13 protein-coding genes are annotated in these 13,206 nt (G+C 63.9%); 3 read left to right on the top strand and 10 right to left on the bottom strand.

The features are described 5' to 3' along the window. Nucleotides 1-5 precede the first annotated feature (5 nt). The 4 genes from E1748_RS25375 to E1748_RS25360 form a co-directional block, all read right to left on the bottom strand. Entirely contained in the window at nt 6-1,004 is a 999-nt protein-coding gene (locus E1748_RS25375; RefSeq protein ID WP_133650015.1) for an NAD(P)H-dependent glycerol-3-phosphate dehydrogenase, read from the bottom strand. A 21-nt stretch (nt 1,005-1,025) separates the two neighbouring features. Beyond that, nucleotides 1,026-1,490, bottom strand: coding sequence for a protein-export chaperone SecB (gene secB, locus E1748_RS25370; RefSeq protein WP_133650014.1), 465 nt, complete (start codon nt 1,488-1,490; stop codon nt 1,026-1,028). A 144-nt stretch (nt 1,491-1,634) separates the two neighbouring features. Next, on the bottom strand, nt 1,635-1,901 hold the full coding sequence (gene grxC / locus E1748_RS25365) for a glutaredoxin 3 (protein ID WP_133650013.1): 267 nt from the start codon (nt 1,899-1,901) through the stop codon (nt 1,635-1,637). Continuing rightward, the gene (locus E1748_RS25360; RefSeq protein WP_133650012.1) at nt 1,898-2,323 is read right to left on the bottom strand and encodes a rhodanese-like domain-containing protein; all 426 of its coding nucleotides are present in this window, start codon (nt 2,321-2,323) and stop codon (nt 1,898-1,900) included. Before E1748_RS25360 ends, grxC begins: the two co-directional genes overlap by 4 nt. A 137-nt stretch (nt 2,324-2,460) precedes the next feature. On the opposite strand from E1748_RS25360, the gene gpmA reads away from it, so the two are divergent. The 3 genes from gpmA (at nt 2,461) to E1748_RS25345 (ending at nt 5,889) form a co-directional block, all read left to right on the top strand. Next, nucleotides 2,461-3,207, top strand: coding sequence for a 2,3-diphosphoglycerate-dependent phosphoglycerate mutase (gene gpmA / locus E1748_RS25355; protein ID WP_133650011.1), 747 nt, complete (start codon nt 2,461-2,463; stop codon nt 3,205-3,207). 254 nt (nt 3,208-3,461) lie between these two features. Then, the gene (locus E1748_RS25350) at nt 3,462-5,039 is read left to right on the top strand and encodes a S41 family peptidase (protein ID WP_133650010.1); all 1,578 of its coding nucleotides are present in this window, start codon (nt 3,462-3,464) and stop codon (nt 5,037-5,039) included. Nucleotides 5,040-5,127: 88 nt separating this feature from the next. Continuing rightward, on the top strand, nt 5,128-5,889 hold the full coding sequence (locus E1748_RS25345; protein WP_133650009.1) for a HesA/MoeB/ThiF family protein: 762 nt from the start codon (nt 5,128-5,130) through the stop codon (nt 5,887-5,889). A 25-nt stretch (nt 5,890-5,914) separates the two neighbouring features. Here the strand turns inward: E1748_RS25345 and ptsP are convergent, their stop codons facing one another. From ptsP to E1748_RS25315, 6 genes are all read right to left on the bottom strand, one after another. Next, a complete protein-coding gene (gene ptsP / locus E1748_RS25340; RefSeq protein ID WP_133650008.1) occupies nt 5,915-7,657 on the bottom strand; it encodes a phosphoenolpyruvate--protein phosphotransferase in 1,743 nt (580 codons plus the stop codon). Between the two features lie 208 nt (nt 7,658-7,865). Beyond that, on the bottom strand, nt 7,866-8,135 hold the full coding sequence (locus E1748_RS25335; RefSeq protein ID WP_133650007.1) for an HPr family phosphocarrier protein: 270 nt from the start codon (nt 8,133-8,135) through the stop codon (nt 7,866-7,868). A 53-nt stretch (nt 8,136-8,188) separates the two neighbouring features. Continuing rightward, nucleotides 8,189-8,665: a PTS sugar transporter subunit IIA gene (locus tag E1748_RS25330; protein WP_133650006.1), complete on the bottom strand. Its 477-nt coding sequence runs from the start codon at nt 8,663-8,665 to the stop codon at nt 8,189-8,191. A 332-nt stretch (nt 8,666-8,997) separates the two neighbouring features. Beyond that, nucleotides 8,998-9,954, bottom strand: coding sequence for a glutathione synthase (gshB, locus tag E1748_RS25325; protein WP_133650005.1), 957 nt, complete (start codon nt 9,952-9,954; stop codon nt 8,998-9,000). A gap of 78 nt (nt 9,955-10,032) precedes the next feature. Next, on the bottom strand, nt 10,033-11,322 hold the full coding sequence (gene gshA, locus E1748_RS25320) for a glutamate--cysteine ligase (protein ID WP_133650004.1): 1,290 nt from the start codon (nt 11,320-11,322) through the stop codon (nt 10,033-10,035). Between the two features lie 350 nt (nt 11,323-11,672). Then, nucleotides 11,673-13,181: an ammonium transporter gene (locus E1748_RS25315; RefSeq protein ID WP_133650003.1), complete on the bottom strand. Its 1,509-nt coding sequence runs from the start codon at nt 13,179-13,181 to the stop codon at nt 11,673-11,675. Between the last annotated feature and the right edge of the window lie 25 nt (nt 13,182-13,206).

The raw sequence follows: 13,206 nt of genomic DNA, 5'->3' as shown, positions 1-13,206 counted from the left end.
CCCCGCTATTCCGCCTTGGAGTCCCTTCGCAGCAACGCACTCACCGCATCGCGCGGCGCAACCCCTTCGAACAGCACCGCGCAGACCGCCTGCGTGATCGGCATATCGATGCCGTGCGCGCGTGCAATCGCAAGAACCGCCTGTGCACAGCGCACGCCTTCGGCGACGTGGCCGAGTGCGCCGAGGATGTCGTCGAGCGTACGACCCGAGGCAAGCTGCACACCGACCGTACGGTTACGCGACAGATCACCTGTAGCCGTGAGGATCAGATCGCCGAGCCCCGTGAGACCGGTGAAGGTTTCCGTTCGACCGCCGAGCGTCGCACCGAGGCGCGACATCTCAGCGAGGCCGCGCGTAATCAACGCCGCGCGCGCGTTCAGCCCAAGGCCGAGACCATCGGCGATACCCGTGGCAATCGCCAGCACGTTCTTGACCGCACCGCCCACTTCGACGCCGACGACATCGTCGCCGGTATAGATACGCATCGCGCCGTGATGGAACGCGGCGACCGTGCGCTCGCGGCACGCCGCCGACGTACTCGCGACAGTCAGCGCAACCGGCAAGCCCTGCGCGACTTCACGCGCAAAGCTCGGGCCGGACAGCACGCCATTGCTGCGATGTCCGCCGAGTTCTTCCGCGACGACCTGATGCGGCATACGCTGCGTGTCCGCATCGAAGCCCTTGCACAACCAGACGATATGCGCGGGCACCGACGCCGCATCGCGCATCGCGTGCAGCATGCCGCGCAACCCGGCGACCGGGGTCGCGACGACGCACAGCGCGTCGTCCGCGGCACCGTGCGCGAGCGCGGCGGCGAGATCGGTTTCGTAGCGTAATGCGGGCGGCAGCCCGACGCCCGGCAGATAGCGGGCATTTTGATGTGACGCGGAGAGTTCGGCAGCGAGCGCGCTGTCGCGCGCCCACAGCACCGCATCGTGACGCGCGGCCAGATGGCCGGCGAGAGCGGTGCCCCACGCACCGGCGCCGAGAACGGCAACCTTCATACCCGGCACCGTGCGTTCACGTCAGTGCGTTGCGGTGCTTTGCGCGCCGTCTTGCGACAGTTGCGCGAGACGCTGCTCGTAGAGCGCCTGGAAGTTGATTTCCGCGAGATGGATCGGCGGGAAGCCGGCACGCGTGATCGCGTCGGCGATGTTCGAGCGCAGGTACGGGAACAGAATGGTCGGGCAGGCGATGCCGACGAGCGGATCGATCTGTTCCGCCGGGATGTTGCGGATGTCGAAAATACCGGCCTGCTTCGCTTCGATCAGGAACGCGACCTTGTCCGACACCTTCGCCGTGACCGTGCCCGTGACGATGATCTCGAACACGCTGTCCGCGAGGCGCTCGGCCTTCACGTCGACTTCGACTTCGACCGACGGCATTTCCTGCTCGAGGAAGATGCCCGGCGAGTTCGGCTGCTCGAGCGACATGTCCTTCAGATAGACGCGCTGGATATTGAAGAACGGCTGATTATTCTCGTCAGACATGATGGAGTGGTTCCGTGGATGGAGTTACGGCGGGCCATGTCGCCATGGTCCGCCAGTTCGGGTGCTACGCGCCGCCGCGCATGACAGCATGCCGCCGCAAACCCGGCCCGCGTCGCGGCCAGACATGCGTGCTGCGACAAGCGCTTACGCGGCTTCTGCTTCGAGCAGCGGCATCAGACCGCCCTTGCGGTCGAGTGCCGAGAGATCGTCGTAGCCGCCGACGTGCGTGTCGCCGATGTACACCTGCGGCACGGTACGGCGGCCGGTACGTGTCATCATTTCTTCACGCCGGGCCGGGTCTTTGTCGATGAGCACCTTTTCGACATGCTCGACGCCGCGCGACTTTAAAAGACGTTCGGCCATCTGGCAATACGGGCACACCTGCGTGCTGTACATGACTACCTTGTTCATCTCGCTGCTCCTTGCTTCACGACCGGCATGCCGGCCTGCTGCCACGCGTTGACACCGCCTTGCAGCACATAAACTTCGGCGTAACCCGCATCCTGTACGACGCGGACCGCCTTGTTCGACTGCTGGCCAGTCTGGCACACCAGCAGGACCGGATTGCTCTTGTTCTTCACGAGCTGGCCGACTTTGGCCTGCAGTTCGGCAAACTCGAGATGCCGCGCCGACGGCAGATGACCCTTCGCGAAATCTTCCGCGGAACGCAGGTCGACCACCACGGCGTTGCGCCGGTTGATCAGCTGCGTGGCTTCGGCGGACGACAGCCCGCCGCGGCCGCGGCGGCTGATCGCCGGCCACAGGAGCAATGCTCCAGAGATGAGGGCGACAGCGATGAGTACAAGGTTTGTGTAATCGGTGAAGAACTTCACGAAAAACCGCCGGAAAAGAGAGAAATCGGAAATGGCAATCCGCGCATTATAAAATAACCCACTGCAGCGATGCTGCCGCTTCGTTTCGCCCCCCAGCGACGCGACGCTTTACCGCTTCCTTACTACCGACCGGCACCATGTACAAACTCGTTCTCATCCGCCACGGCGAATCTACGTGGAACAAGGAAAACCGCTTCACAGGCTGGGTCGATGTCGACCTGACCGAACAGGGTAACCGCGAGGCGCAGCAGGCGGGCGTCCTGCTGAAGGAATCGGGCTACACGTTCGACATCGCGTACACGTCGGTGCTCAAGCGCGCGGTCCGCACGCTGTGGCACGTGCAGGACCAGATGGACCTGATGTACATCCCGGTCGTGCATGCGTGGCGTCTGAACGAGCGCAGCTACGGCGCGCTGGCAGGGCTCAACAAGGCCGAGACCGCGAAGAAGTACGGCGACGAGCAAGTGCTGGTCTGGCGCCGCAGCTACGACACGCCGCCGCCCGCACTCGATGCGTCCGACGAGCGCGCCCCGTACAACGACCCGCGCTACGCGAAAGTCCCGCGCGCGGATCTGCCGCTCACCGAGTGCCTGAAAGACACCGTCGCGCGCGTGCTGCCGGTCTGGAACGAATCGATTGCGCCGGCGATCAAGTCGGGCCGCAAGGTGCTGATCGCCGCGCACGGCAATTCGATGCGCGCGCTGGTCAAGTATCTCGATAACGTGTCGGACAGCGACATCGTCGGGCTGAACATCCCGAACGGTATCCCGCTCGTCTATGAACTCGACGAGAACCTGAAGCCGGTCAAGCACTACTATCTCGGCGACCAGGAAGCGATCGCGCGAGCCCAGGCGGCCGTCGCGAAGCAGGGCAAGGCCGGCTGATCGCAGCAGCGGCGCACGCAGGTAACGCGTGCGCCGTGTCGTATTGCCGGCGTGCCCGACTTCCCGAATAAGCCAGTCCGGCGCTTCATTACCGCACATTTCTTTGCTGCCCCAGGCGCAAAAACCCGAACCCACCCCGACGAGCGCTGTCGAAACGCGATTGCGCCCTCGCCCACAGCCGGGCAGGTGTGCAGTTATACTTGTCCGTCGCTTTTCTACCTGACGCTGCCACGCGCTTCCGACCGCCCCACTCTATGCGAAAGAATCTGAAAAACATCGGCCTGATCGCCGCGGGCCTTGCCACCGGCGTATTTGCAACCTTGCAGTTATCCGCGTCGGCCCAGCAAGCCGCTTCCGCTCCGTTGCCGCTCGACCAGCTGCGTCTCTTCGCCGAAGTGTTCGGGCAGATCAAGCATGAGTACGTCGAGCCGGTAGACGACAAGAAGCTTCTCACCGCCGCGATCAAGGGCATGGTCTCGAGCCTCGACCCGCACTCCTCGTATCTCGACAAGACCGATTACCAGGAACTGCAGGAACAGACCAAGGGCCGCTTCGCCGGTCTCGGTATCGAGATCTCGGCGGAAGACGGGCTCATCAAGGTGATCTCGCCGATCGAAGACACGCCCGCGTTCCGCGCCGGCATCCGTCCGGGCGACCTGATCACGCGCATCAACGACAAGCCGGTACGCGGCATGACGCTCGACCAGGCGGTCAAGCAGATGCGCGGTGACCCGGGCACGAAGGTCACGCTGACCATTTTCCGCAAGACCGACGACCGCACGTTCCCGCTGACGGTGACGCGCGCGATCATCAAGGTCCAGAGCGTGAAGATGAAGATCCTCGCGCCGGGCTACGGCTATATCCGTATCACGAGCTTCCAGGAACGCACCACACCTGATCTCGCCGCGCGTCTGCAGGACATCGCGCGCCAGCAGCCGAACCTGAAAGGCCTGATCCTCGATCTGCGCAACAACGGCGGCGGTCTGCTGCAAAGCGCGGTCGGCGTCGCCGGCGCGTTCCTGCCGCCGGATTCGGTAGTCGTGTCGACCAACGGCCAGATTCCGGATTCGAAGCAGGTGTACCGCGACAACTACGACAACTATCGTCTGCCGTCTTTCGACAGCGATCCGTTGAAGGGTCTGCCGGCGGTCTTCAAGACCGTGCCGATGATCGTGCTGACCAACGCGTACTCCGCGTCGGCGTCGGAAATCGTCGCGGGTGCGCTGCAGGATCAGCATCGTGCGCTGATCGTCGGCAAGACGACGTTCGGCAAGGGCTCGGTGCAGACCGTGCGTCCGATGACGGCCGACACCGCGCTGCGTCTGACCACCGCGTACTACTACACGCCGAGCGGCCGTTCGATCCAGAACAAGGGCATCCGTCCTGACATTCCGGTCGATCAGTACGCCGAAGGCGATCCGGACGATGCACTCGTCACGCGCGAAGTCGACTACTCGAACCACCTTGCGAACACGCAGGATCCGAACGAGAAGAAGGAGCAGGAACAGCGCGAGCAGGAGCGCATGGACCAGCTGCGCGCACTCGAAGAGCAGAACGACAAGAAGACGCCGGAACAGCGTCAGAAGGAACGCGATCGCAAGCCGATCGAGTTCGGTTCCACCGACGACTTCATGCTGCAACAGGCGCTGAACAAGCTGGAAGGCAAGCCGGTGCAGGAATCGAAGTCGGCGATGGAACGCCGGCTCGCGCAGAACAAGCCGGCCCAGTCGGCTTCCGCGCCGGTCGCGGTGAAACCGGCGCTGCCGGTCACGCCGGGTGCTTCCGGTTCGGCGCCTGCGTCGGCACCGGTGCCGGCGTCGCAGAGCAAGTAACCCTCCGCATGACGTGTCTTCGCAGCCCTGCTGCGAAGACACGCTCCCCCGCGCGACTAGAATAACGATAAAGACAACGCGCCCCGCCATGAACGACGATCAACTTCTCCGCTATTCCCGCCACATCCTCGTCGACGAACTCGGCATCGAGGCGCAGCAGCGTTTTCTCGACGCGCATGCGATCGTCGTCGGTGCGGGTGGGCTGGGGTCGCCGGCCGCGATGTATCTCGCGGCTGCCGGTGTCGGACGGATCACGCTGGTCGATGCCGATACCGTCGATCTGACGAACCTGCAGCGGCAGATCCTGCACGTGACGGCGTCGGTCGGACGGAAGAAGGTCGAGTCGGGACGCGATGCGATCGCGCAGCTGAATCCCGAAGTTATCGTGAACGCGGTGGCCGAACGCGTCGACGATGCGTGGCTCGATGCGGCGGTGCCTCACGCAACCGTCGTGCTCGACTGCACCGACAACTTCGCGACGCGCCACGCGATCAATCGCGCGTGCGTCGCGCATCGGGTGCCGCTGGTGTCAGGTGCCGCGCTGCGTTTCGACGGCCAGATCAGCACGTTCGATTTCCGCGACGATGCATCGCCATGCTACGCGTGCATCTTTCCGGAAGACCAGCCGTTCGAGGAAGTCGCGTGCTCGACGATGGGCGTGTTCGCGCCGACCGTCGGCATCATCGGCGCGATGCAGGCTGCGGAGGCGCTGCGTGTGATCGCCGGTATCGGCACGCCGCTCGTCGGCCGGTTGATGATGCTCGACTCGCTGCGGATGGAATGGAACACGATGCGCGTCGCGCGGCAGCCGGATTGCCCGGTCTGCGGCAAGCGACACGCGGCCGCCTAGCGCGCTTCTCTACACCGCGTCACGCTCAGGCCGCCGCGACCCGCTTCAACGCCGCCTGCACCTCTTCCGGTTCGAACGATGCGAGCACGTCGGCGACCGGTTTCTCCAGCGTCTTCAGATGCGAGCGCAGGATCTCCTGCTTCACGACCAGCAACTGACTCGGATGCATCGAGAACTCGGTGAGCCCCATGCCGAGCAGCAGACGCGTCAACGCCGGATCGCCGGCCATCTCTCCGCACACCGACACCGGCACGCCCGCACGCTTCGCCTCGCGCAGCGTGAACGCGATCAGATGCAGCACCGCCGGATGCAGCGGATCGTACAGATGCGCGACCGCGTTGTCCGCGCGATCGATCGCGAGCGTGTACTGGATCAGATCGTTGGTGCCGATCGACAGGAAATCGAGCCGCTTTAAGAACAGCGGCAACGCGATCGCCGCAGCGGGAATTTCGATCATCGCGCCGACGCGCACGTTCGGGTCGTACGCAAGGCCCGCGTCGTCTAGCTGACGTTTTGCCTCGCGGATCAGATCGAGCGTCTGGTCGATTTCCTGCGCATGCGCGAGCATCGGGATCAGGATCTTCACCGAACCGAACGCCGACGCGCGCAGGATCGCGCGCAACTGCGTGAGGAACATCTGCGGTTCGGACAGGCTCCAGCGGATCGCGCGCAGACCCAGCGCCGGGTTTGCAGCTGTCTCGTAGCCGTCGCCGCCGCCGATCGAATCGAGTGGCTTGTCGGCGCCGACGTCGATCGTGCGGATCGTCACCGGCAGACCATTCATCAACTCGACCGCGCGACGATACGCGGCGAACTGCTCTTCCTCTTCCGGCAGATGATCCTTCGTGTTCATGAAGAGGAATTCCGTGCGGAACAGGCCGACGCCCATCGCGCCCGCATCGACGGCCGCGCGTGCGTCTTCCGGCAGCTCGATGTTCGCGCAGAGTTCGATACGCGTGCCGCACAGCGTTTGCGTCGGCGAGAACTTCAGGCGCTGCAGCTTGCGCTGTTCGAGCGCCTTTTCGCTCTGACGGTACGAATATTCTTCGAGCACGATCGGCGCCGGATCGACGATCACGATGCCGTGGTCGCCATCGACGATGATCAGATCGTCCTGGCGAATCAGCGCGCTCGCCTGCTGCACGCCGACTGCGGCCGGAATGCCGAGACTGCGCGCGACGATCGCGGTATGCGACGTACGGCCGCCGAGATCCGTGACGAAGCCCTGGAAGGTCTGCGTCTTGAACTGCATCATGTCGGCGGGCGCGATGTCGTGCGCGACGACGATCATCTCTTCGCAACTGCCGTGTACGCCGTCGAGCACCGACGCACCCGCGAGCGCCTTCAACACACGCTCGACCACCTGCTGGATGTCGGCTTTGCGCTCGCGCAGGTATTCGTCTTCGATGTCGTCGAAATGGCGCGACAGCCGTTCGAGCTGTTCGGTCAGCGCCCACTCGACGTTGTAGCGGCGCGTGCGCACGAGATCGATCGTTTCCTGCACGAGCATCGCGTCGTTCAGGATCATCGAATGGACATTGATGAACGCGCCCATTTCGCTGGGCGCGTCGGCGGCCAGATCCGCACGCAGCGCGTCGAGTTCGAGATGCACGCGCTGCTGCGCGGAGCGGAAACGCTCAATCTCGCCCTCGATCTGGGCGTGTTCGATCAGATAGTGGTCAACGTCGAGTGCAGCCGGGGCGATCAGATAGGCCCGCCCGATGGCGATACCGCGTGACACGGGAATTCCATGCAGCGTGAACGACACGCGCACCTCCTCTAGTTGTGTGATGCCGCGGCAAACCGCTGCAATGCTCTCAGACCCCGACGGCCATTATAAATTCCGCAGCACGCTCACGCGTAAGAGGACTATGTGCGACGCAACATCGCAGGGTTCGCGAAATAGCGTAGCGCGACAATAAAAAACGCCGCGGCGAAGCGCGGCGTTTCATGCATCGACTGCGCGTAAGGATCGCTTACTGACCTTCGCCGAACTTGTCGGCGATCAGTTTGAGCAACGCATCCATCGCGTCTTTCTCGTCCGTGCCTTCGGTCTCGATCAGCACCGTGCTGCCGATGCCCGCCGCCAGCATCATCACGCCCATGATGCTCTTCGCGTTGATGCGCCGACCGTTGCGGCTCATCCAGATTTCCGCCTGATAGTTGCCGGCGAGTTGCGTCAGCTTGGCCGAGGCACGCGCGTGCAACCCCAGCTTGTTCACGATGGTCGTTTCCTGTTGCAGCATGTATTGGGTCCGAGGCGCGGTGTGTGTTGTTCGAGAATGAAACGGTAACGGTCTTACGAATGGAATTTCTGCGCGATCGCGGCTTCGGGCTGCGCGGCCGCGAGGCAATCGTTCGCACAGGCGACTGTCGTCGGAGCCGGGGTGTTCGCGTTGATCGAATGCACGCCTTTGGTCGCACCGGCGAGCGCCTTGTCGACGAGCGTGTCGAGCGGCGTCGCGCGATAGCAGACCGCGCGCACCAGCATCGGCAGATTCACGCCAGCGAGCACGCGCACGTCCGGCAAGGTCGCGAGCCGGCCTGCGATATTCGACGGCGTTGCGCCGAATATGTCGGTCAGCACGAGCGCGCCGTTCTCTTCCTTCAGACGGTCGATCTCGCTATGCGCGAGCGCGACGATCTGCGCGGGATCGCAATCGGGCGTGACGTCGATCGCGCCGATGCGGGCCGGAAGCCCGCCGTAAATGTGAGCAATACACTCGCGAAGCGCGGTAGCGAACGGAGCGTGCGCAATAATCAGAATGCCTGCCATGTCAGTCTTGCAGCTAAACGGCCTGATTCGCGGTCTGGCGCGGCGCGCGACCGCGCGCCAGTTCGCCTGTGACAACCCTTTCGATCGGCCGATGGTCGAAAGAGCCGGAATGCGTCGGTCCACGAACGACTCATGGATCGCGATGCAGTGACCGTGCCCGGCATCCGGTGCCGGAAGCCTCGTCAGGTTTTAGTCAGACGCGACGGGCATCCGGGGGCAAGCCTCGGGAGCCGGCATTGTACCAGCCCATTTTCGCGCTTCCGGCGGGTTCGTGCCCGCCGGTGTTGCGGTTTGTTGCAATGCCCGGCGATCGCCGTTGCTGCGCTTCTACTTCAGCCTGCCGCGCGCTCCAGCGCGTCGATGAACATCGCGGCGACGTCGAAGCCCGTCTGATCCATGATTTCGCGGAAGCATGTCGGGCTGGTGACGTTCACTTCGGTCAGCCAGTCGCCGATCGCGTCGAGCCCGACCAGCAACAAGCCGCGAGCGGCGAGCACAGGGCCGAGCGTCGCGGCGATCTCGCGATCGTGTGGCGTCAGCGGCTGCGCGACACCGAGGCCGCCTGCGGCCAGGTTGCCGCGCACTTCGTTGCCCTGCGGAATCCGCGCAAGCGAATACGGCACCGGCTCGCCGCCGATCAGCAGGATGCGCTTGTCGCCCGCCTTGATCTCGGGGATGAACTTCTGCGCCATCACCGACCGCGCGCCATCGTGACTCAGCATCTCGACGATCGAGCCGAGGTTCATCCCGTCGGCCTTCACGCGAAACACGCCCATGCCGCCCATCCCGTCGAGCGGTTTCAGGATCACGTCGCCGTGCTCCGCGTGGAACGCACGCAGACGCGCGGCGTCGCGCGTGACCAGCGTCGGTGCCACGAATTGCGGAAACTCGCCGATCGCGAGCTTCTCCGAGTGATCGCGGATCGCCTGCGGCTTGTTGAAGATGCGCGCGCCGCCGCGTTCGGCCAGTTCGAGCAGCCACGTCGACGTGACGTACTCCATGTCGAACGGCGGGTCCTTGCGCATCAACACCGCGCCGAAGCTTTTCAGCGACCGCACCGCTGCCGACTGCGCTTCGTACCACGGCGAACGGTGGCCATCGGCCTCGTCGCCGACGATCGCAAAACGTCGTGCGTTCGCCTCGACATCCGAGCCGGTCCACGCGAGATCTTCCGGCTCGCACGCATACAGCGTGTGACCACGCCGCGCCGCCTCCGCCATCATCGCGTAGGTGGAGTCCTTGTAGATCTTGAAGCGGTCCAACGGGTCCGCGATAAAGAGAATGTCCATGAAGTCCCTGATGCGCCCTCGCGGGCTTCGCTTGTGATGGTCGATCGACATGCGGGCAGCTTGACGCCGCCGCGCACGTCAGACCTGAATGGCTTCCGGGTCCGTTCTTTCCAGTTCCACCGATGCTGCCAGCAATCCAAGCCGCGCGACGACACCGTACATATAGAAGCGATTAGGCGGCGCAGCGCCGGGTTTCGCATGCGCATCCGGCAGCGCCGTGTGTTCGAAACCTAGCGGTACGAAATGCATGCCGGGCGCGTTCAGATTCTGATCGCGTTCGCGGCTACCGTGCACGCGATAGAAACCGCCGACTACGTACCGGTCGATCATGTACACGACCGGTTCGGCAACCTCTTCGCCGATCCGTTCGAACGTGTACACGCCTTCCTGCACGATCACGTCGCGAACGTTAAGGCCTTCTTTCGTCGCCGACATCTTCGTGCGCTCGCGCGCGGTCAGCGACGCGACTTCCGATGCATCGTGCACCGTCGTCACACCCATTCCGTACGTGCCCGCATCGGACTTGATGACGACGTACGGCTTCTCGGAGATGCCGTACTCGCGATACTTCTTCGCGATCTTCTTCAGCACGCCGTCGATCGCATCGGCCAGCGGTTGCTCGCCGGTGCGCGCCTGGAAGTCGACATCTTCGACGTGCGCGAAATACGGGTTGATCATCCACGGATCGATGTCGACCATCTTCGAAAACTTCTTCGCGACTTCGTCGTAGCACGAGAAGTGCGTCGACTTGCGGCGCACTGCCCACGCCGCATGCAGCGGTGGCAGCAGATACTGCTCGTGCAGATTTTCGAGCACGGGCGGGATACCGCCCGACAGATCGTTATTCAGCAGGATCGAGCACGGATCGAAATTCTTCAGGCCGAGCCGGCGCGTCGAACGTTCGAGCGGTTCGAGCACGAGCTTCTGGCCGTCGGACAACGCGATCGTCACCGGGCCGGAGATGCTTTCGTCGAGCGTGCCGAAGCGGACGTTCAGGCCGGCCTGGCGCATGATCATCGCGAGCCGGGCGACATTCTCCAGATAAAACGCGTTGCGTGTGTGACGCTCCGGAATCACCAGCAGATTTTTTGCGTCCGGGCAGATTTTTTCGATCGAGGCCATCGCCGCCTGGACGGCGAGCGGCAGCACTTCCTGCGGCAGATTGTTGAATGCGCCGGGAAACAGGTTCGTGTCGACGGGCGCCAGCTTGAAGCCGGCGTTGCGCAGATCCACCGAACAGTAGAACGGCGGCGTATGTTCCTGCCATTCGAGCCGGAACCAGCGTTCGATGGCAGGCGTGGCGTCGAGAATCCGTCGCTCGAGTTCGAGCAGCGGACCATTCAACGCGGTGACAAGGTGCGGAACCATTGAGCACTCACGGGCTTAAAGCAACGATTGTAAGAGGGTAGCGGGGTATTTGCCCCCTGCATGTTGGGATGATCTCGCAAGTCGCAAGCCCGCATCCACCCTGCTGTCAGCAAGGTTTTATATCGCTGCGATAGCGCGTGATTATCGGGGGCGGCCGGCTGGCGGCTTGGGACGGGGCTGTCGCCCCTTTAAAGGGAGAACGGCGGCACCTGGGAGATGCCTGCAACGCCTGTTCAACGGACGAAAAAAAGCCCGCCGAGGGGCGGGCCAGTTCGCTGCGCCTGATTCGTCCGGCAGGGTCTCGCATGCCGGACGAATCTGCTGCTCTTACCTGTTACCGTTAAATCCGCTTATTCGACGTGCTCGCCATGCAGCACCACGTCGAGACCTTCGCGTTCCTCTTCTTCCGTCACGCGCAGGCCCATCACCCTGTCGATCACCTTCAGCAGGATGTAGCTCACCACGCCGCTGTAGATCAGCGTCGTCAGCACGCCCTTGGCCTGCAGGATCACGCTGCCGTCCGCGCCGCCGATGTCCTTGACCGCGAAAATACCGGTCAGCAGCGCACCGATGATCCCGCCGACGCCATGCACGCCGAACGCGTCGAGCGAATCGTCGTACTTGAACTTGTGCTTGAGCCACGTCGCCGACCAGAAGCAGACCACGCCTGCCACAAGGCCGATCGCCAGCGCACCGATCACGCCGACGAAACCCGAAGCCGGCGTAATCGCCACCAGACCCGCCACCGCACCCGACACGATGCCGAGCACCGACGGCTTACCCTTCGCGATCCATTCGGCGAACATCCAGCCGAGTGCTGCCATCGCGGTTGCGATCTGCGTCGTCAGCATCGCGAAGCCGGCACGGCCGTCAGCCGCAACTGCCGAGCCCGCGTTGAAGCCGAACCAGCCCACCCACAGCATCGATGCACCGATCAGCGTCAGCACGAGGTTGTGCGGCGCCATCACGTCCTTGCCGTAGCCGACACGCTTGCCGAGCACCAGACAGCACACGAGGCCCGTGATACCCGCGTTGATGTGCACGACCGTGCCGCCCGCGAAGTCCAGGATGCCCGCGCTGGCCAGCCAGCCGGTCGGTTCCCACACCATGTGCGCGATCGGCGAGTAGACGATGATCGACCACAGCGACATGAACACGAGCATCGACGAGAACTTCATCCGGTCGGCGAACGCACCGGTGATCAGCGCCGGCGTGATGATCGCGAACGTCATCTGGTAGACGAAGTAGACCGATTCCGGAATCGACGTGGCCAGATGGCTGACGGTCAGCGTCGTGGCCTTGTCGCCCTTGATGTAGTTCATGCCCGACAGGAAGACCCGCGAGAAGCCGCCGATGAACGAGCCGCCCGGCGTGAACGCAAGGCTGTAGCCGATGACGGTCCAGATGATCGTCACGACGCAGGTGATCGCGAAGCTTTGCATCAGCGTCGCCAGCACGTTCTTCTTGCGGACCATGCCCGCATAGAACAGCGCGAGGCCCGGAATCGTCATGAACAGCACGAGCGCGGTGGAGGTCAGCATCCACGCGGTGTCGCCCGAGTTGATCTTCGACGAATCGACCGAGAACGGTGCGGTCGGCGCAGCGGGAGCGGCGGCTGCGGCAGCGGCCGAAGCAGCCGATGCGTCAGGTGCTGCGGCGGCGCTCGCCGCGGGGGCGGCGGAAGCGTCGGCGGCAGGTGCCGAAGCGGGCGCTGCAGCCGATGCGTCCGGCGCGCTTGCCGTCGCGGAAGCGGCAGCCGATGCGGCAACGGGCGCCGAAGCGTCATCCGCCAGCGCGGCGCCGATACCGCCCGCGACCAGCGAACCTGCCATCAGCAGGGACATCAATAATTTGCGCATCTCTGTTTCCTCTTGTCGCTGTTTT

Origin of the sequence: Paraburkholderia flava, from assembly GCF_004359985.1 — a bacterium.
Classification (GTDB): domain Bacteria; phylum Pseudomonadota; class Gammaproteobacteria; order Burkholderiales; family Burkholderiaceae; genus Paraburkholderia; species Paraburkholderia flava.
The sequence above is the reverse complement of the archived record's forward strand: the minus strand, read 5'-3'. Positions and strand labels throughout refer to the sequence as shown.